General features: G+C 48.6%; 12 protein-coding genes. 1 reads left to right on the plus strand and 11 read right to left on the minus strand.

Features of this window, described 5'->3' with window-relative positions:
• Window positions 1–9: 9 nt before the first annotated feature.
• The 8 genes from HMPREF1536_RS23320 to HMPREF1536_RS23355 form a co-directional block, all read right to left on the minus strand.
• The gene (locus HMPREF1536_RS23320) at window positions 10–2,976 is read right to left on the minus strand and encodes a glycoside hydrolase family 2 protein (protein ID WP_028727343.1); all 2,967 of its coding nucleotides are present in this window, start codon (window positions 2,974–2,976) and stop codon (window positions 10–12) included.
• Between the two features lie 20 nt (window positions 2,977–2,996).
• Window positions 2,997–4,550 carry a sodium/sugar symporter gene (locus HMPREF1536_RS23325; RefSeq protein WP_028727342.1) on the minus strand — a complete coding sequence of 518 codons (1,554 nt, stop codon included), beginning with the start codon at window positions 4,548–4,550 and terminating at the stop codon, window positions 2,997–2,999.
• Window positions 4,551–4,565: 15 nt separating this feature from the next.
• On the minus strand, window positions 4,566–5,357 hold the full coding sequence (locus HMPREF1536_RS23330; RefSeq protein ID WP_028727341.1) for an SDR family NAD(P)-dependent oxidoreductase: 792 nt from the start codon (window positions 5,355–5,357) through the stop codon (window positions 4,566–4,568).
• A gap of 4 nt (window positions 5,358–5,361) precedes the next feature.
• The gene (locus HMPREF1536_RS23335) at window positions 5,362–6,531 is read right to left on the minus strand and encodes a mandelate racemase/muconate lactonizing enzyme family protein (RefSeq protein ID WP_028727340.1); all 1,170 of its coding nucleotides are present in this window, start codon (window positions 6,529–6,531) and stop codon (window positions 5,362–5,364) included.
• A gap of 15 nt (window positions 6,532–6,546) precedes the next feature.
• Window positions 6,547–7,239 (minus strand): RraA family protein, encoded by a 693-nt coding sequence (locus HMPREF1536_RS23340; protein ID WP_028727339.1) that lies wholly within the window; start codon window positions 7,237–7,239, stop codon window positions 6,547–6,549.
• Window positions 7,240–7,384: 145 nt separating this feature from the next.
• Window positions 7,385–8,248 carry an AraC family transcriptional regulator gene (locus HMPREF1536_RS23345; RefSeq protein WP_028727338.1) on the minus strand — a complete coding sequence of 288 codons (864 nt, stop codon included), beginning with the start codon at window positions 8,246–8,248 and terminating at the stop codon, window positions 7,385–7,387.
• Between the two features lie 143 nt (window positions 8,249–8,391).
• The gene (locus tag HMPREF1536_RS23350) at window positions 8,392–11,079 is read right to left on the minus strand and encodes a glycoside hydrolase domain-containing protein (RefSeq protein WP_028727337.1); all 2,688 of its coding nucleotides are present in this window, start codon (window positions 11,077–11,079) and stop codon (window positions 8,392–8,394) included.
• A gap of 7 nt (window positions 11,080–11,086) precedes the next feature.
• Window positions 11,087–11,566 carry a helix-turn-helix domain-containing protein gene (locus tag HMPREF1536_RS23355; protein WP_028727336.1) on the minus strand — a complete coding sequence of 160 codons (480 nt, stop codon included), beginning with the start codon at window positions 11,564–11,566 and terminating at the stop codon, window positions 11,087–11,089.
• A gap of 526 nt (window positions 11,567–12,092) precedes the next feature.
• Here HMPREF1536_RS23355 and HMPREF1536_RS23360 point away from each other — a divergent pair.
• Window positions 12,093–12,521 carry a hypothetical protein gene (locus HMPREF1536_RS23360; protein WP_044191917.1) on the plus strand — a complete coding sequence of 143 codons (429 nt, stop codon included), beginning with the start codon at window positions 12,093–12,095 and terminating at the stop codon, window positions 12,519–12,521.
• A 135-nt stretch (window positions 12,522–12,656) separates the two neighbouring features.
• Here HMPREF1536_RS23360 and HMPREF1536_RS23365 read toward each other — a convergent pair whose 3' ends face one another.
• The 3 genes from HMPREF1536_RS23365 to HMPREF1536_RS23375 form a co-directional block, all read right to left on the minus strand.
• Window positions 12,657–15,557 carry a glycoside hydrolase family 2 protein gene (locus HMPREF1536_RS23365; RefSeq protein WP_028727334.1) on the minus strand — a complete coding sequence of 967 codons (2,901 nt, stop codon included), beginning with the start codon at window positions 15,555–15,557 and terminating at the stop codon, window positions 12,657–12,659.
• A gap of 78 nt (window positions 15,558–15,635) precedes the next feature.
• On the minus strand, window positions 15,636–17,240 hold the full coding sequence (locus HMPREF1536_RS23370) for a RagB/SusD family nutrient uptake outer membrane protein (RefSeq protein ID WP_028727333.1): 1,605 nt from the start codon (window positions 17,238–17,240) through the stop codon (window positions 15,636–15,638).
• A 12-nt stretch (window positions 17,241–17,252) separates the two neighbouring features.
• On the minus strand, window positions 17,253–20,327 hold the full coding sequence (locus tag HMPREF1536_RS23375) for a SusC/RagA family TonB-linked outer membrane protein (RefSeq protein ID WP_081693294.1): 3,075 nt from the start codon (window positions 20,325–20,327) through the stop codon (window positions 17,253–17,255).
• Window positions 20,328–20,343 lie beyond the last annotated feature (16 nt).

The raw sequence follows: 20,343 nt of genomic DNA on the forward strand, positions 1-20,343 counted from the left end.
CCTTTTTTATCAAAATACAATCTCTATCCTGCCATAGCAGGGATTGGCTTCGAGGGTTTTGCAATAGTTGCCCCAGGCGATTTCGGGGTAATCCCAGCGGTTGTTGACGTAGAGGAGCAGCTGGCCGTCGGCACGCTTACTGGAGCGGCAGGCAACGGATGCGTCGGGCGAGATGACCGACAGGCCGTCTCCCGCAGCGGGCGAAAGGGTGTAGAAGTAGATGTTCTCTTTCATTCCTTTGGCCTTCTGGGTAAGCGGACGGTCGCAGTTAGCTCCGGCATCGGCCCAGTAATAGTAGTTGTGGGTGTCGTCGTACCAGGGTTGGTCGGGACGGGCACCGTAGGCTACCTTGTTCGGGTTGTAAAGGGAAGTGCTGCCCTCGTTGCCGGCAAATTCCCCAGCCGGGTAATAGCTCCAGTGGCCACGGCGTTTCCAGGTGAGGCGGTCGAGCGTTTCGGGCAGGTAGAACGACAGGCCTGTCTCACGAAGGAAGCCGTTGGGCTGTCCGTCAGTCAGGTAGTCGATCTGCATCTTTCCTTCCGGCGAGATCAGCAGGCGGATGTCGGTGCGGACATCGCGGTAGTTGCCGGAGAGCAGGACGAGGACGTCGGCACCCCGTTTCTCGTAAGTGATGCTTTGCTTCTGCCAGTCGGCATCCGAGGTCATGAACTTGGTGGCGCTCTTGCGTACTTCGGCTCCGGTGAGGTGGTTCAGATTGATGTCGAGGTTAAGGAAAGGGCCTTTTTCGATGATGACCTTTCCGCCGGCTGTGGCGTTGTAGATCAGGCCGGTTTCCTTGCAGAAAGGGATCTCGAAGCCGTTGCCTTTGACGAGGATACGGTCGGGCGTATCTTCCACCTGAAGCGTACCTTTGCGGGTGGGCTGCGGAAGGACAACGGTCTGCTTTCCAAGCGTGACGAGGGAAGCGTCGATCAGCCTGCCGTCGGCATCGAGGAAGCTCACCAGTAGTTCGCTACCATCTTTCCAGTCTTCCGAAGGAATAACCAGGAGGCCTTTCTGATGCGGCAGGACGGCTGGGGCGGCGGCTTCCTTCTCAGTGCCGTTGTAGGTGTAGCGCACCTTTATCTCGCTGAGGTTCGTATGGTCGAAACGGTTGTAGACCGGAAGGATCAGACGCTCGCCAGGGGTGAAACTGCCGACCTGTTCCGTCAGCAGGCGGACGGGCGAATAGGCTTTCTTGGTCGACCAGAACTCCGGTTTCTCCCGGCGCCATACGTCTACGATACCCCACTCGCCGTAACCGACACAGTTACCCTGATAGTCCTCGGGCTTGGCAGTACGGGCGAATTCTTTCCAGAAAGCAGTGCCCTTCTTCGGTTCGGGGAGCATGAATGTTTCGTCGATATATCCCCAGATGGCACCGCCCAAACCGCCGGGAGCATCGAACAGGCCACTCCACATCTTTTCGAGGGAGATGCCCCAGAACTCACGGATATTCGGGTCGTCCTGCAATGTCTTATAGGTGTAGCAAGCCGGGTGTGCCCATTCGTCGAAAAGGGCGGGGATGCCGTGTCCCTGGAAGTTGCGGGTGGACATTCCGAACTGGTTCACATCGCCGTTCACGTCCTGGTAATGCATACTGAGGATGTCGTAGACCGGCTTCCTGTCTTTCACCGAGCCGGGGTAACTGAAGATGACAGGGCGTGTCGTGTCGGCAGCCTTCACCCAGTCCCAGCAGGCCTGGAAGTTCTTCCCGTAGATGCTTTCGTTGCCGATCGACCAGAACAGAATGGACGGATGGGAACGGAACGATTTCACCATCTCGCGGCATTGGGAGAGATAGCGGGGAGCGAATTCGGCGCTGTCCTGCGTCCGTCCGGGAGCATAGTTCTTCTGACGGTAGGTGTCAACGAAGCAGACGGCTGTCTCACTTTCCACGTAGATACCGAAGCGGTCGCAATAGTTGAGGAACGCTTCCGACGGGGGATAATGCGAGGTGCGCACGAAGTTCATGTTCGACTGCTTGAAGCGGATGACGTCGAGACTGTCGAGCTCGGCTGTCGTGGTACGTCCCAACGTCGGGTGGATATCGTGGCGGCAGGCTCCGCGCAGTTTGACGGGCTGGCCGTTGACGAGCATACGGTCTTTCACGATCCTCACGTCACGGAAACCGATGCGTTTGCTGAAGCGGGTGGTCTCCTTGTTTTCCTCACGGATCGCGACGGTGAGGGTGTAGAGGTTGGGGTGTTCGGCATCCCATTTCAGCGGGTTGCGTACCGGGAGTTCGTTGCTGTTCTCATTCTTCTTCAACGGGAAGATGCTTTGGGCAAGAGGGACGTTGCGGCCGGAAGGGTCGGTCAGGGTGTAGGCGACTTCCGCGTTTCCGGTTGTCTCGCCTTGGTAAGATACTTTCAATACGGCATCGCGGTAGAGGGTATCGAGGTGCGTCTCCGCCGCAAAGTCATAGAGACAGTTTGCAGGCAGGGCAAAAATCGTGACGTCGCGTAAAATACCGCCGATCGGGTGGTGACCGTAACCGGATGCATAGGAGATATCGTCGATACGGTCGGTCACTTCCAGTTGTATCTCGTTCTTCTTTCCGGGACGGACATGGTCGGTGATGTCTGTTTCCCAACGGGTGAAACCACCGTGATGTTCGCGGATAAAGGTACCGTTCACCGACAGGCGGGCATGGCTGTACACGCCGTCGAAGCGGAGTATCGTCCGTTTGCCTTTATAATCGGCCGGAAGGGTAAAGGATTTGCGGTAGAGATAAGGGGTGTCGTGCTGGATGGCGTAGCCTTGCATGGCGAGTTCGCCGGGTACCTGCACGTTGTTCCACTTGTCTTTCGGGGCATAACGGAATTGCCAGGTGCCGCTCAGGAGCAGCGCCGGATTGTCCACACCCGCCACCTCTGAGGGGATCAGAAAAGCAGACTCCGGCGATAATCCGGTGGCAAGTATGCCTTGCCCCATAAGAAGGCAGGTGCCTAGAAGTAAGAAAGTCTTTTTCATATTGTGTTGTTTTATTATTATTACCACCAGAACCAATAGAACGCTATCAGTATCGCTATCACGACGAAGGACAGGATATTAAACATGCGGCTCGTGCGGAACAGCCCGGGCGAGTGTGTGGTGTATGCATTCTCCACCGGCTTACGGCTGCCCAGCAGGACGATCAATCCGCAGCAGAGGAAGAAAACGATCATCATACGATCCATCCACGGCAGACCGGGACAGAGGAATTTCATCCCCGTGGAGAAGACAAAAGAGCCGAGAGCCGCAGCCAGTGCCCCGTTCGCCGTCGCCCGCTTATAGAAGAACCCGGCCAGGAAGATCGACAACGCTCCGGGACTGATAAAGCCGGTAAACTCCTGGATATACTGAAACGCCTGGTCGAGCCCCGAAAGCATCGGCGCGATCGACACGGCAACCAGCAGCGACAGGAAACTGGCCCAGCGGCCGGTCTTCACCAGTTCCTGCTGTCCGGCTTCCTTCCGAAAGTACGACTTGTAGATATCCATCGTAAAGATCGTGGAGATACTGTTCATCATGGAAGCCAGCGAACTGACGATAGCTGCTGTCAGGGCGGCGAAAGCGATCCCCTTCACTCCTACCGGAAGCAGGTTGCTGAGCAGCCACGGATAGGCTTCGTCCGACTTCTCCAACGGTGCATCCAATGCAAAGGCAGCGATGCCGGGGATAACCACCAGCAACGGAACCAGCAGTTTGATGAAGCCGGCAAACAGCATACCGTTCTGCGCCTCTCCCACCGATTTAGCGGCCAGGGCACGTTGGATAATATACTGGTTGCATCCCCAGTAATACAGGTTGGCCACCCACAGTCCGCCGAGGATGACGGAGATACCGGGCAGGTCTTTATAACTCGGGTGCGACTTGTCGAGGATCAGGTGGAACTTATCTTCGGTCTGTGCATACAGGTTCGTGATGCCTTGCCAGACTCCTTCGCCGGCACCCAGCAGGTCGAGGGCGATATAGGTCGTTATCAGTCCGCCGCCAACAAGGAAGACGACCTGGATCACGTCGGTAAGTGCCACTGCCTTCAGTCCCCCGTAGATGGAGTAGATAGCGGCAAAGGCTGCCAGTCCGACAATTCCCCAGATCATGGGGACACCCATCACCTTCTCGATGGTCAGTGCGCCGAGGTAAAGGATGGAAGTGAGGTTGATAAAGATAAAGACGGCCAACCAGAAGACGGCCATCACGGTCTTTACCCGCTTGTCGAAGCGTTCTTCCAGGAACTGCGGCATGGTGAATATCTTCTTCTCCAGAAAGATCGGGATGAAGTATTTAGCCACGATGATCAGTCCGAGTGCCGCGATCCATTCGTAGGTAGCCATCGCCAACCCGATGGCATAGCCGGAACCCGACATGCCGACGAACTGCTCCGCCGAGATATTAGAGGCGATGATCGAAGCACCGATCGCCCACCAGGCCAGTCCGCGACCTGCCAGGAAGTAATCGCCCGCATCGCGCTCCTCCCCTTTCTTCTTCCTCGAAACGAAAAGGCCGACGAAAAGGATCAGGGCGCAGTAGGCGATAAATATGAGTAAGTCTATTGTGTTCATGGTAAAAAAGATTGACTATTCATCCTGCATCAAAGCCGACCGTCCGCCGTCCATCAGGATCGTTGTGCCGCTGATAAAATTAGCCATTGGAGAAGCCAGGTAGACGCATAGGGCACCGACTTCTTCTACGGTTCCGATCCGTTTGACGGGATGCAGGTCGATGGTTCGCTGACGTTCCTTTTCCGCGTCGGGGAAGGAGTCGAACCAGGTATCATTGCCGGCCGTATCGATGAAGCCGGGAGCTACGCCGACCGTGCGGATGGCAGGCCCCCACTCGATCGCCAGGTTACGCACCAGCCCGGTGATGGCCGTTTTCGTTACGCTATACGGGAAGCAGCCGGGAATCGTTCCGAAAGCATGGTTGGATGTCATCAGCAGGATCACTCCCGCCCCGCTCTGCTCCAGGTAAGGCTTGCAGAGTTTCGCCAGTCGCCAGTGTGCCGCCAGGTTCAGGTCGAGGTTGTACTGCCAGCGTTCTTCCGTGCATCCTTCAGCTCCTTCAAAGACGTTGACCCCGGCACTGGAGACAAGGATGTCCAGGCGTCCGAACGTGCGGATCGTCCCTTCTACCAACTCTTCCAACTCCTCCGGACGGGTCACATCCGTTTGTTTATAGAATGCCTGCACTCCCGCGTCCTCAACGGCCTTACGGAAAGCAACCGCCTCCTTATCTCCGGAAGCCTTACGCGAACATCCGGCCACATGGGCACCTGCCCGGGCAAACTGGCAGGCCGTACCGAGCCCGATACCGGACGATACGCCGGTAACGAGCACTACTTTATCTTTATAGTCTATCGTAAAACTCATACGCTTAAATATAGAAGTTATCGGGAGCGTCGGAAGTGATACCCGGGTGTTTTTCCATCTCTTCTTCCACCAGGTCTACTCCCAAGCCGGGACGGTCGGACAGGTGCAGATGACCGTCGTACACCATCTCTGCAATCGGATGGTCGATCACCGTATCGCGCCAGGGCACATCGTTATACATGAATTCCTGACGGAAGAAGTTAGGGATGGCGGCACACACATGCGAAGAGGCCAGCGTAGACAACGGGCCGTTGGGATTGTGCGGGGCGATCAATACGTTATAGGCTTCCGCCATCGAAGCCATGCGCTTCATTTCCGACGGGCCGCCGCAACGGGTGATGTCGGGCATGATCACGTCGCAGACATGTTTCTCCAGGATCGAACGGATACCGAAACGGGTGTAATGACGTTCGCCGACACAGATAGCCACATCCGAAGGGATGCGTTCGCGCATAGCCCGCAGGGTCTGCGAACTTTCCGGGCCGGCGGGTTCCTCGTACCAGGTGATATCGAGTTTAGCCAGGCGTTCGGCCATCTTCACGGCTACGCGGTAGTTCAGCATGGCGTGTGTCTCGATCATAATATCGAACTCCGGGCCTACGGCATCGCGGACGGCCTTCGACACATCGAAAGCGAGGTCTTGCTGTGCGGCCGTCAGGGTCAGGTTGGATGCCAGGTCTTCACCATAGAAATAGTTTGTGTGTGCGAACGGGTCGAACTTCAGGCCGGTAAAGCCGGCTTCTTTTACTTTCAGTGCCTGCTCGGTGTAATCCTTTGCGTTGTGTCCGCCGCCGGTAAACCAGTAGTTGGCATACAGTAATATATCTTTCCGGTAGGCTCCCCCCAGTAATTCGTAACAGGGAACGCCCAGTACCTTTGCTTTCAGATCCAGCAAGGCCATATCGATCCCGCTGATCGCACAAAGGCTGGCACCATACGGGCCGATCCAGTTCAGGTCGCGGTAGAGCTTCGTCCAGATAAAGTCTGTCTTCATCGGGTCGAGACCGATAATGCGCTGTCCGACGTGTTTGGCTGCTTCGAAGACGATCGGGCTTCCCGGCCAGTTGGTAGCTTCGCCGACTCCGGTATAACCTTCGTCCGTATATATTTTAAGTAGCGTCCAGTTGTATTTGATACCTTGTACCAACCATACTTTAACATCTGTGATCTTCATGTCTGTCTTTGTTTATTACATTATACCGAATTGATCGAAAGCATCACGGGCTTTCATTCCTTCCTGAATTTTCTTCAATACCATACGTTCGCCACGGGCCTTTTCCAGTGCACGGGTAAACACTTCCTCTTCGATGCTGCGCGGCACGACGCATACACCATCTATATCTCCTACCAGAATATCGCCGTCGTTAATGCGCACACCGTCCATTTCGATGGGGACACGGAAATCGATCACCTTTCCACGGGGCGCCTGATCCTGTGCATACGGCCCGTAAGAGAAACAGGGGAAGTCGAGTGCCAGGATCCCTTTCGTATCGCGGGAATAACCATTCACTACCGCACCTGCCGCCTTGCACTGCATGGCACGGGCACTCATCAACTCGCCCCACAGGGCATAGGCCGGGGACGAACCGGAACAGACGTAGACTTCATTTTCCTTCAGGTCGTCCAACGCTTCCAGCATCAGTCCGAAAGAGCGTTTCAACAACGGATTCTGGCCGCATTCCTTTCCATGATCCAGCACATCGGCTTCCAGAACGGTCATTGCCCGTCCGGCAACCAGCATGTTGTCGCGAAGCGGACGGATCTGTGGGGGAAGAAACTGACGGGTATACCCCATCTTATCCATGATGTCACCAATAACTGCCGTATAAAGCTCCTCCTTTATCAAAGAGAACAATGCTTTATCATCTTTCCATTCTTTCATTCTACTATCGTTTTTTCAATGTCTGTTTAATACTGTATTACTGATTGCAAAGTTAACGGGTATGTACAAAAGCGGCATAGGTAACTTCAATTGCAACGTATGCAGGTAGGCTCTTTTAGCGGGAATATGTGTACAAAACGGAAATCTATTTCGTAACCTCCCTCGGAGTGATCCCCATCTGCTGTTTAAAGACACGTGAGAAATATTGCGGCGATTTAAAGCCGCAGGTGAAGCAGACTTCCTTGATCGACATTTCCGTATTGCGCAGCAACTCGATCGCTTTATTGATCCGTATCTGGTTCAGATAATCCAGCGGGGACAGATTGAGATGCTGGGCAAACAGTTTGCGCAGGTAGCGCTCCCCTATGCCGGTTTGTCCGGCCACGTCGCTGATGGTTACGTCCGACTGGTAGTTCATACGGATATAGGAAATTGCCTTTTTCAGCGACTCGTTTGTACATATCGGCAGGTAGGACTCATCCATATAGCGATAGATCAGAATAAGCAGTTCCGCATAGTACATCACTACCAGGTATTGATAGTATTTACTTTTCAGGTTCATCTCGTTGACGATACGCTGGACGGCTCGCATGATACGGACATTGTTGACGATTTTGATCAGGCGGTTCTCCTCCGAAAAGATCGTTACGGGAGTCAGTTCGCCCGTCTCGTCCTGCGCATGGGGATTGAAGCGGGAGAATATCTCCGGCAGGAATTCCAGCTGCATGAGCGTGGTGCCTTCCGAGCCTGCCTCGAAGGTATGCTCTACGTTTGAACAGATGATCATCATTTCGTTCTCATTGAAACTGATACTTTCGTTTTCGAGGTGAAGGATGCAATTCCCTTTCTTGACATAATTGATCTCTATACGCAGATGCTGGTGCGGGCCGAAGGTCTCGAACGGCTGAAAGGACACAAAACGAAAGACATCCGCCAGACGTTTATGCTTCAGGTTATCCGTTATCCCTTCCAAAAGTCCCCAAAGGGACTGCTCTGTTGTGTTATTCATAGTGCTTTCCTTTTCCATTGTAGGAAACAAAGATAGAGAAAAGAGAGAGCCGGATTTTACACTTCAGCAAAAAAAGAAGGGCCGATATGGTATCATTCGGCCCTTTAACTTATACAAAACGGAACTGGGTTCGTTCGGGTTTCTTATTTCTCCAATAGAATGATCATTCCGCCACGTCCCATTAGTTCACATTGTTTCAGAGCGGGCAACTTACCCTCCCATTGCATATTCCTTATTTCGGGTAGTGTATATGACACCGGCTTGAATCCCAACAGTTGCTCGTCGAGGGTTATGTTAGCCGTCTGCGGCAGATCAGTCCAGTTTGCCAGTACGACCAGCGCTTTATCCCCATGAATATAAACGGTGGCCGGGATATTGGGATTGTCGGTCTTTACCGGGCAACGTTCGTCCCAGTAGCCTCTCATCACCGCATCTTTCATTCCAAAGGAGTCCCACAGCCCCCATAGCGGAACCGGGTTACCGCTCCACGGAAGGCGTGGAAGCATACCGTACATCATTCCCCGGTAGGTATTACGGGCATCCAGCGTTTCACTCATCAGGCCGAAAGGAATACCAGACATTTCCACCAACCAGAAGTCTAACGTATTGTTTGCAGGGAAGCCTTCACCGATCCAGGTACGGTCTACATAAGGCAGCAATTCCAGATACAGATGCAGGGAGTTGGCATAACCGGCCCATTCGTTCATGTGATTCCAGGAATGGATATCTATCAGGCGGCGTTTGCCATCGGCATCCATAATACGGCGGGCACGTTGCAGGGTCTGATGATCCAAGGCGCTGTCGTCGATATAGACACCATCCAGTCCCAGGTTCTTTATCATCCAGTCCAACCCTTCCAGATAGTAATTGTTCCAACGCGAATCGGGAGTCGTGATGACCGAGATATCCATATCCCCGGCATATTTACCTTCTTGGAAAGCGTTATACCAAGCCGGGATGAAATGAGTCGTCAGGTTCTTGTTCAGCCATTCGTGCGGGCCGTTCCGGTGGATCAGGGTACGGGCGTCTTTCCCGGGGCCATCATGGATCACTTCGCTACCCAGGCTACGGAGAGCCCATAGTTCGGGTATTTTCACCGTCAGTTCGCGGGTCGTATAATACAGTCTCACATCCAGGTTTTTGCTGTGTGCGTCTGAAATAAAACGTTTCAGATCCGGAACGGCTTCATCATAATACGGATAGTTAATGAACGGGTAAATATCTTTCTTATGATGCACATTGATCATATTGGCTCCTGCTTCCAAGGCGGCAGGAATATAACCGGCACTTACATCGCTGTTGGAATGATAGAAACGGTTTTCAGCCAACCCTTTCAGGTCGAGCGGTTTTACGGGGGTGACCAGCATATTGAAATTATAGTGCAAGGTCTCCCCTCGCTGCATCCTGCGTTCGCCGCTATAGGCTTTCAGCAGGACAGTCCCGTCTTTCTCCGGCAGGATATCGATACCGCCTTTATTGGCGTTTCCCCATGAAACAGGGAGATTCAACTTGCCTAAAGCATAGTAGATATTCACCAATGGACGGTTGTAATTTTCATCTTTGAAGCAGAAGTTCAGACCGGCATTTATATTTCCCATCCAAATTTTATCCTGATGTTTGTCGACGTTCCATCGCCAGTTGATCACAGAGTCCGGGCGGAAACCGCCTTTATGCCCCAACCCCATCATATAGTCAGCAGCGTAGGATGTATAAGGTACTTCCAGACGGATATCCTTCACCGCCACTTCTCCCAGCGACCGTACTTCTATCTTATAATCAGCCAGGCCATCGAAACCCAGTTTGCCTGTACATAGGACTTCAAAGTGACGGCTCTTGCTAGCGACCGACCAACTTACCGAAGCCTTGTTCTTTTCCGTGATCCGGAAAGATCCGGGTTTCAGTATTTCTTCTCCTTTCTCCGTTTCTATGATAAATCGCATGGCTCCGGACAACACGGGATTGTTAGCCTGGTCTGCCAATTGGTTGCTCTGGTCATAACGGGTAGCAATAGATTGGGGCAGACCGTTCTTCGACAACTCCATCGTTCCTCCCAGCCAGGAGACAGCCTGCTTTTGCTGTTTGACCGGGATATAAGGATATGTAGGTTCATCCGCATTTCCGATAGAAGAATCGAGCCAGCGTAAACGAGTCTTCCGCCATCCTTCGTCGTCCCCGTGATTAACGGCAGGTTCTCCTTTTACGGTCAGTTCGCAGGCGATCTCCACCGGTTTTGCATTGGTAGCCTTCACAGTGACAGTACCTTTATAAGTACCGGAAGCTGTTGCCGGCATATCCCCTCCTATCCATAATGCCTGTAAATTGCCTTTGGGTACATCGATCTTCTTTTTAAACGGTTTTCCGTTCGTATCGACTCCTCCGAGATTGAAACAGCGGAAAGCCGAAGCCGGAATCTTATTCCCTTTCTCATTCTTCCAATCGGAAAAAGAGACGGATACATCCGATAATACTTCATACGGGGCAAAAAGTCCGACCTGCCAGGTATAGAATTCACCGGGAAGACATTCTCCGGTAAACGTCGTACGCAATGCGGCCGGACGTTCCACCCAGCGTAGAGGTATCGCATCCGTCATACGGATATCATGCATCCGGTCTTCCGTAAAACAAAAATAACCGCAGGCCGGGTTTTCCTGTATCAACTTATTCACGGCATCCGATGGGGCTGTACGACGCATTTCCGACTCCTGCTCATTGACTGTTCCCTGTCTTTTCAGGTCATCGAAAGCATTCGTCACATCATCCTGCGCCTGTATGATACTAGGCAAGGTCAGAAGCGAATACACCATCAGGTACTTAATTTGTTTCCTCAACATTGTAATATTAATTTATCGGTTCTATCCCGCCATACAATTTTCTCGCGTCTCCAAAGAAATCGAAATTGACCTCCTGCTGTCCTTTTTTCTTTTGGGAAGACCCTTTTATTTCCGGAGCAGCAATCAGACTTGTATATCCATGTACTTTTATTAAACTTCCTCCTTGTATTTTGGTCACAGAAATCAGGTTCATGGCTTCCAGTTTTCGGATTAAACGATTGACCGAACCGATATTGATACCTGACAGATCAGCTAATTGCTGTTGTGTTCCAACGTACTCTCCCCTCTTACACGGAACTTTCCGCCCATTCAAACTGGCATAACCATCGGCAAAAAAACAAATATCGAATAACAACAAATGAAGTTGTCCCAACTGGCGGGTAGCCGGGCTCTTTAGTAAATCCAGTGTATAACGTGGAATTTTTACGTAAGGCAATCCCATTAAATCGATTGCCTGCTTCTCATTGACAGAGTGGAACTCATCCATAACATCACATTTTATTTACAAATATTACGATGTAACTTCCGATGTAAACGATGCTATTTACTACCTACATCTAATAACCTATCAATAAGACTTTTATACCAGCTATTGAAATTTGATATATTATTCCCCGATGTAACAAACGCGATTCCTTATATTATATATAATAAATAACTTAAAAATAAAATATAAAGCCTTCGGCATTTTTTTGTGAAAATATGCATCCTTTAAATCAATTGTAAAGATATAAAACACATTACAAATACGACGTTGTTTCTTTGATTATTTTTCACATTATTCCTTGTGTTTTCTATAAAAGCGTTATATTTGCAGTACTCAACATATATCCAAGATGCGGGAAAACCTGCTTCTGGTTAGTTGCAGGCATTTTTTTGTCTGCAACTTTTCCCCATAGGCGGTTCCGTACCCCCGTGGAGAGCATTAATGTGCCTCCAGCATCTTGGATGTGTTGAGTAACGGGAAAGGCGGAACCGTTTTTTTCCTCCTGTACTTTAAAGAAAATACTACCATGAATGAAGCAGAAAACACATTGACACTCCCGAAAGAAGTCTCCAATGAAGTCTTTTTTAAAGAAGAAGCTCGCCGTATACGGGAAGCATTCAACAACAAAAGTAATGAGCTGGACCTCGAGTATCTCCGTCACCAGTTGAAATGTATGAAAAGTCTGGCAACAAGCCTTGAACTTCCGTGGGATCGCTTTATTCCCATCCTGTTTCGTAGTCTTACCCTCTACATGCAACAACCGGACATAAATATAAACAAACGAAAAATGGTCCAGTTGACTGCACAATTGATTGATTGTATCACTTATCTGTCACAAAGCGGACGGGAGATTAATGCTCTGGCTGTTTATTTCGACCACCAGATAGACGATCTTGACAACCTATTGGCAAAAAACGAAGAACAACAAGGTAATTCAGTGATAGTTGAGTCCTAATAAAACAGGACATAACTATCTCCAAAAAAATAAGGGACTTTTGAATTCAAAAGTCCCTTATTTTGTAATTAAAAGTCCTGTCTTAACATTTCAAAAGACCGGACCTTTAAAACAGGTTGTATTCTTCCTGACAGATCAAAAAGAAATCCTTATTTTTCCTTCTACCTTATCCCCTCTCCGCAGCGGTCTATAATCTTTTTCGGCATGGGAGATCAGGAAGTTTTCATTACCGGCGTTGTTATAACCGGCTACCAGAAAGCGGATAACATCGCCCTCCAACCAGGCACGCACATGTTGTGTGCCGTCGGAGACAACCGACAGTTTATCTCCGGAAGCATTACTTAAGCTGGCTGAATAAATATTCTCCTTTGTTGAACGGAAAATATTAGCTCCTGCCGCCGTCTGATCCATCGACCAGGAAACAACCGGTTGTTTTGACGGCCCGGCAACACCCGATACGGGCAACTTATCATTGAATGCTTTTGCCGATCCCTTCAAAGCGCCGATATGATCTTCCGGATAAACACTCCAGTAACCTTTGCGTTCCCAGTCCAGATCCGTATAGGAAGCCGGTAGCGTAAATACCAGACCGGTCTGTCTGGGAGAGACTTCCTGAAGGATCGTAAAATCGTATGTGACAGTAACCTCTCCTGTATTATGGAAACAATATTCCAGCATACCTTCCGCTTCTTTATAGGAACCTTTTACACGTATCGTGACCTGATCATCGCCAGATGTGCAGGCAACAGCATGTGCCACCCAGTTCTTACAAACGGGGTTGAATGGCGTAAAGTTCTGATCTTTTCCAGTCATCTGTATTCCCTCACCATGCGGATTCAAAGGAAGAACCATCAAAGAAGGCGAAGGCTGCATACATTCTTTTCCTTCCCGTTTGGCAGACAGCAGGCCATTTCTTTTATCTACGGTAAAATCACCACCCAGGGAGCGAACCAGAATCGAACCGGCTGTTTCTTCACAAGTAAGGCGACCTGTTTTTAAGTCTTTCTTTTCATCTGCCCTTACCGGCAACAGATCGAAACGATATTCATCGATCATGAAACCACGTACACCGTTAACCGTCAGAGTCATCTGTTTCGATTCACGCAGAGATTCCGGTAACTGTATTTCAAACTCCCCTTCCGACCGCGGAGCCACATCGACGGAAACCGTTCCATTCTTCCCCCCGGCACTCCATGAGATAGAGCACTCGGACAAATTGCTGAAGTTATGGCGGTTCTCTACTTGGAACCTTACAATACCATCGGCCGACATATTCCCTTTCTGTTCGATCTTGACCGGACTAAAGGCTTTCTTCATCCCCCAGTACTCCGGCTTCTCACGACGCCAGCCATCGATCGGCCCCCAGGTTCCATAACCTACCGCTTTCTCTCCAGGCAGGAAGAAAGTATCGTCGATACCTGCCCAGATTGCACCGCCCAGGACACCTTTGCTACGATACATATCCGTCCACATACGATCCAGTAAAACGCCCCACATATTACGAAGCCCCGGATCGGCCGCCAACTCCAGGCGGTTATAGGCATTCAGGTGGCAGAACTCGTCGAACGTTACCGGACGTTTGCTGTTGCGGTACATATCCGGCCCTTTAGGCCCGGGGTAATGGTGGTTGGTTACTTCCAGTTCTCCATTATCGGCATCCGGCCCCCACTGGCTGAAGATACGGGGACGCGTCGGGTCTATTTGCTGAACGACCTCAGAGGCTTTCTTAAAATATTCGGTAAACAGATTTGACTCATTTCCCATCGACCACATAATAATAGATGGATGGCTACGGTTCAGATTCACCATTTCGATATGCTGGTTGACCAGTACGGGATAATGCATATCTTCCGGTACTTTCGTGTTATGCGCCCAGCAAAACGGTGCTTCGAGTTCCACTAACATTCCCAACTCGTCGCAGGCATCCAGCAATGCCTCATCCGGCGGATAGTGAGAAGTACGGATATAATTCACATTTCCGCGACGGAACAGCTCCACATCCTTCCGCCACATATCGTTGTTCACAGAACGTCCGCGCAACGGCATGACTTCATGGCGGCAAACTCCACGAAGTTTGACCGGCATATTATTTATGAACATCTGATTACCGCGTACCTCAATCTGACGGAAACCGATACGGCGCTCGGTTTCATGTAAGACCTTTTGTTTCTCTTTCAACCGGCAGGTTAAAGTGTACAGATAAGGATGTTCCGAATCCCATTTATGAGGATCGGCGATATCAAAAGAGACTTCCATCTTCTCTGTCGTACCGGCAGACAATTTACGGACTGCCTGCGAGCTTTTCTTCAAAGGGATTTCCTTTCCGGTTGCGTCTTTCAATACAAATTGCACAGTTAGCTGACCGGCTTCTGCTATCGATTCATTAACGACTTCTATTTCGGTTTTCAGGGTAGCATCCGTATAAGTGGAATCAAATAATGTGCTGGCATGGAACATTCCCAGGTTCACATCCGGCAAGGCATACAGATAAATATCTCTCGAAATACCACCGAGGGGATGAACGGCATATTGGGAAGCACTGGAAGTAGAGTCGGCAAGACTTTCCGAAATCACTGAGACAGCGATCCGATTCTCTTTTCCTGTCTGTACCAAATCCGTTACATCCAACTCAAAAGCCGTAAACCCGCCTAGATGAGAACCGGCCTCTTTTCCGTTGATATAAATCCGGCTATCGCTGTATATTCCGTTACAACGCAGTTTAACCCGCTGTCCATCCCAAGAGGACGGGACAGTGAAAGTGCGGTAATATCCGGCGGCCTTGCCTTTTTCAACTTCAAAGCCCTGCATTACCCATTCACCGGGAACTTCAATGTTTTTCCAGTTGCTTACACTTCCTTTCTTCCAGAAATCCTTTTCGGGAGAAGGGTTGAACAGCCATTTACCGGCAAGAGGGACTTTCCTGTTCTCCACTTTGACGGGCAAAGGGGAAAGGCGTGGAATGGTAAAATCTGTTGCATACGAGGAAAGAGCCAGCCCCAGTAAACAGATCAGACAAATAATCTTCTTTAGATTCATAGTATGATACTTAAATGGTGATTATATGTAGCAAAAGGTGATTACAAATATAATCACCTTTCATAACAATACATGAGATTAATATCCCGGATTCTGTTTCATATTCGGATTACGATCTAATTCCGTTTGAGGAATAGGTAACAGATAATTTCGTTTAGCCTGGAAAATACGTTCTTCCAACCGGATATAATCAGTACCCCAGGTTATTTTGCCTGTTTGGGAGTCAATCGTTCCGTTCCGGCTACCAATAGCCCAGCCATTCAATAAAGTCGGTCCCAAATCCCAACGTTTAAGGTCAAAGTAACGCAAACCTTCAAAGGCTAGCTCTATCCGACGTTCGTAGCGGACGATCTTCTCTGTCAATTCCGTAACACTCGGCATGCCGGCACGTTGGCGAACTGCATTTATATAACGTAGTGCCTTGTCTTTGTCCTTTCCGGTTTGCAGAGCACATTCGGCAAATGTTATATACATTTCCGCCAAACGGATCACAATAGCATTACCGTCATGGTTATTAGCATCCACAACTGTCATCGGATAAATATATTTTTTCACCAGCAAACCACCCCGAGAAGCTGCAGCCTCTTCATGGTAATCCAGATTTTTACGGTCGGATTTTCCATCGATAAACTTATCCAAAGGATTATAATAGCGTCCGTTATATTCTTCACCCGGACACAAAACGATCTGAGTTAAACGCGGATCGCGACCTTTAAACGGTTCATCGGGATTATAGCCGGAGCCGGTTTCATCGATAAACTTGCCATTCGACATCTGGAAAGCATCGATAAACGGCCAAAGTGCATTCAAAGCAGACCAACCACCCTCCGTTGCCGGCAGGTTTAATTGAGGAAGCATATGGTAATAATCATTTTTCATATACTGCACATCCAGGATCGCTTCTTTATTGGACGATTCGGCTGAGGGCCAGAACATTTCCTCATAATCGGCATATAACTCGTAACAAGGCATATTGATTACAGTTTCAGCAGAAGCCTGCGCCTGCTCATATTTCCCGAGATAGAGTTCCAAACGGGCTTTTAAGGCGATAGCCGCCCCTTTGGTGATATGCCCCCCCGACTCTATCGTATTCTGCACAGGCAACAGGGCTGCCACCTCTTCCAGTTCCTTCAATACAAAGTCTTCCACTTCAGCCTTCGGTGTTCGTGAAAGGTTGGCTTCTTCAGCGGATGTTATCACCTTATCGACCAAAGGAACGTCTCCATAATACATGATCTTACTATAATAATCGTATGCTCTCAGGAAGCGGACTTCAGCCTTATAACGTTCCTTTTTATCTGCATCCATCTCAACGGCTTCTATTTTCTCCAGGAAATTATTGTATTTACGGATACGGTCGTACCTGAACCAGCGGGTAGCATTCCCATCTACCCAAGGGGCATTCAATCCCGGTGCGGAAGTCGGTAGTATCTGACCGTTTCCAATAGATTGGAAATTATAATCAAACTGTTCATACCCATTATCGGATGCTGCATCCATAAATACAACATTAGAGATAGCTTCCCAACCTTTATAGCAACCGTTCAATGCCATATCGACGTCTTTCTCACTTTGCCAGAATGTTGCATCCGATAACTTATCCTTCGGTGCCACATCCAGAAAACTATCGCCGCACGATGAGAGTCCTATCATCAGTGCCAATCCCAATATATTCTTTTTCATAATATGTTCGTATTAAAATGTTATATCCAAACCAATTGTATAAATAGCCACCTGAGGATAAGAAGAACCTGCGCTACCAGTCTTCACTTCCGGATCGAAATCTTTCGGAAATTTGGTAAAGGTCAATAGATTCTGTCCACTCACATATAACCTTGCCCGGTTCAAATGGATATTTTTCAGAAGACTCTGGGGCAGGTTATATCCGATCTGCAGATTCTTAAGACGCAGGTAGCTGGCATTCATCACCAGGAAAGAACTCATCACACGGTTATGCGACTGATTGATCAACGTACGAGGGTAATGACCTAATTGTGTGACCTGACCGTTTTCTACAATTGTGCGATCCAAATGTTTTTCCTGTGCATTGGCACCATCTATAAATCCCCACATCGATTCTCGGTCTACTGTACGGTAAACATCTGCGGCTCCCTGGAAAGAGGCCAGAAAATCGAAATCGCGATACTTCATATTCAGATTAAATCCATAGGTTATGTTCGGGATTGTGTTTCCTAAAAAAACACGGTCTTCCGCATCTATTTTACCATCGTCATTCTGATCTTTAAACTTCAAATCACCAGCCTTTGAATAAACTGAATGGACAGGACTATTCTTGGCTTCATCGTCCGACATGAAGATACCAGTACATTCATATCCATAAAAAGAATCCCACGCATAGCCTTCCATTTTAATCTTATCTCCCTTTTCCGGGTTTGGGTATTTATCTACCTTATTTTTATTATATGCCATATAACCGTTGATGTCATATTCTACATTTCCGATCTTGTAGGTATGTCCCAATGAAACCTCTACTCCGCGGTTTCGCATAGCACCGGCATTCGAAACCGGTGCATCCAGACCAAAGATCAGGGAGACAGGTACTACAGCCAGGATATTATCCGTATAACGATCATAATAATCGAAAGAAACATTGATCAGATTATTCTTGAATCCGGCATCGAAACCCAAATCGAGTTCTTTTGTAGTTTCCCAAGTTATGTTTCCATTGTTTGCTTTTGTCTGTACGGCACCATCTGCTACAACATTATTGAAATTATAGTTTTGTGCTAATTCGATCATTGCGATATACTGGTAATCATCCGTACGATGATTTCCCAATTTACCCCACGAACCACGTACTTTCAGATTATCCAACCAATCAATATTCTTCATAAAGGATTCTTCGGAAATACGCCAGCCGGCTGAAAAAGAAGGGAATGTTCCCCAACGATGTCCGGAAGCAAATTTAGAAGATCCGTCACTACGCAGATTAAACTCTAACAGATACTTTCCGGCATAATCGTAGTTGATACGTCCGAAATAAGAACCGATATTAGCTTCAAGTGCACTACCGTTGTTAGTCCATCCATTCGTTGAACCACCGTCTAGTTCGGTCAAGTCGTTACTGGGAAAATTCTTACGATAGGCCTTTGTCAGATTCTTTTTATATGACTCCCTGGAAACACCCAACATTCCTTTGAATGAGTGTTTACCGATTTGTTTCTGATAATTCAACAATCCCTGAAGGGTTACTGTCATCCAACGGTCCAGATAATCTTCCACACTGTTGGGTCCTTGTATGGAACCATCCCCATAGGTTATTTCCTTGATATGGGTTTTTCCGTCGTCAAAATTGTAATCGATTCCGGCAATACCTTTTAAAGTTAATCCATCAATGATTTTAATTTCTCCGAAAGCACTACCCAGCACATGGCTGTAAGCAGATGTAGCTTTACCTCCGGCTTCGACCCAGGCAATCGGATTACCGTCGATATGTCGTCCGTAAGTCCCATCGGAATATTGATTCACAAATGTGTTCGGTATACGGTTAGCCTGACGAAAAAACTGTCCCATACTGTTTGAAAATGGATTTGTCGGGGCAATAATTTCTCTACGCGACAAACTGGAGTTTATACCAAAGGTCAACCATTCTGAAACTTTACTATCCAGATTGATACGTACATTATACCGTTCATGCGAAGTATTCTTCGTCAAACCATCCTGACTATAATAAGCTAATGATACAGCATAACGTGTTGCATCCGTACCACCGTTCAGGCTTATATTATGATTATGGGTAAAGCCACTCCCCTGCAAAAGCAAATCCATCCATTTTGTATTCGGATAATTATCCGGATCGGAACCATTCCTGTATTTTTCAATATCTTCGGCAGTATAAGCTGCTTCAGAACCTTCATTGATCCTTCCCTCGTTGAACAACTCTGCATATTGGGCAGAAGACAAATGCTGAGGGGTTCGGATTGCTTTTTGCCATCCGACATATCCATTATAAGACAATACCGGCTTTCCTGTCTTTCCTCGCTTAGTAGTAATAAGAATTACACCGTTTGCGGCTCGGGTTCCATAAATAGAAGCGGCGGCAGCATCTTTCAAGACACTGATATTTTCTACGTCATTCGGATTGACATCGTCCATTTTACTTTCCAATCCGTCGACTAGTATCATCGGGTCAGAATTATTCATGGTTCCGACACCACGGATACGGATAGATGTTCCTTCGCGTCCGGGTTGACCGGTTTCCGCCGTAATAGAAACACCGGGAAGTTTTCCTTGTAACATATTAGCTACATTCGTAGCCGGAAGTCCGCTTAATTGTTCACCGGAAACGGCCGCAACAGCGCCTGTCAAATTCACCTTTTTCTGGGTACCAAAACCAACCACAACTACCTCATCTAGTTTTTGAGTATCTTCCCTGAGAGTAATTAGAAAAGAAGATTTATTGGCCACTGGAGTCGACTGTGTTAAATAACCAATATAAGAAATTTCTAAAGTCGCATCCTCCGGAATATCCAGTGTGAAACGGCCGTCTATATCCGTTATAATCCCATTAGTGGTTCCTTTCTGTACCACATTGGCACCAATAACAGGAAGGCCTGTTTCATCGACAACCGTACCTGTTACTTTTTTTGTTTTTTGATTAACTCCATGGTTTAACTCGGTAGCTACCGAGTTAAACTGACCTAGATCAGTTTCGCTTTTAGCAAAACCGGGGAAAGAACCGGCACTTAGCATAGTGGCAATCGCTAGACATCCCCCTCGTTTCAAGAAATACCTTTTTTTGTTTTCCATAATAATAAAACTTTAG

Source organism: Parabacteroides gordonii MS-1 = DSM 23371 (assembly GCF_000969825.1).
GTDB classification, from domain to species: domain Bacteria; phylum Bacteroidota; class Bacteroidia; order Bacteroidales; family Tannerellaceae; genus Parabacteroides; species Parabacteroides gordonii.

Bases quoted from the DNA above. Each gene is read 5' to 3' on its own strand.
- HMPREF1536_RS23335 (WP_028727340.1), bottom strand. From the start codon at position 6,531: ATGAAGATCACAGATGTTAAAGTATGGTTGGTACAAGGTATCAAATAC.
- HMPREF1536_RS23340 (WP_028727339.1), bottom strand. From the start codon at position 7,239: ATGAAAGAATGGAAAGATGATAAAGCATTGTTCTCTTTGATAAAGGAG.
- HMPREF1536_RS23375 (WP_081693294.1), bottom strand. From the start codon at position 20,327: ATGGAAAACAAAAAAAGGTATTTCTTGAAACGAGGGGGATGTCTAGCG.
- HMPREF1536_RS23355 (WP_028727336.1), bottom strand. From the start codon at position 11,566: ATGGATGAGTTCCACTCTGTCAATGAGAAGCAGGCAATCGATTTAATG.
- HMPREF1536_RS23325 (WP_028727342.1), bottom strand. From the start codon at position 4,550: ATGAACACAATAGACTTACTCATATTTATCGCCTACTGCGCCCTGATC.
- HMPREF1536_RS23330 (WP_028727341.1), bottom strand. From the start codon at position 5,357: ATGAGTTTTACGATAGACTATAAAGATAAAGTAGTGCTCGTTACCGGC.
- HMPREF1536_RS23365 (WP_028727334.1), bottom strand. From the start codon at position 15,557: ATGAATCTAAAGAAGATTATTTGTCTGATCTGTTTACTGGGGCTGGCT.
- HMPREF1536_RS23345 (WP_028727338.1), bottom strand. From the start codon at position 8,248: ATGAATAACACAACAGAGCAGTCCCTTTGGGGACTTTTGGAAGGGATA.
- HMPREF1536_RS23350 (WP_028727337.1), bottom strand. From the start codon at position 11,079: ATGTTGAGGAAACAAATTAAGTACCTGATGGTGTATTCGCTTCTGACC.
- HMPREF1536_RS23360 (WP_044191917.1), top strand. From the start codon at position 12,093: ATGAATGAAGCAGAAAACACATTGACACTCCCGAAAGAAGTCTCCAAT.
- HMPREF1536_RS23320 (WP_028727343.1), bottom strand. From the start codon at position 2,976: ATGAAAAAGACTTTCTTACTTCTAGGCACCTGCCTTCTTATGGGGCAA.
- HMPREF1536_RS23370 (WP_028727333.1), bottom strand. From the start codon at position 17,240: ATGAAAAAGAATATATTGGGATTGGCACTGATGATAGGACTCTCATCG.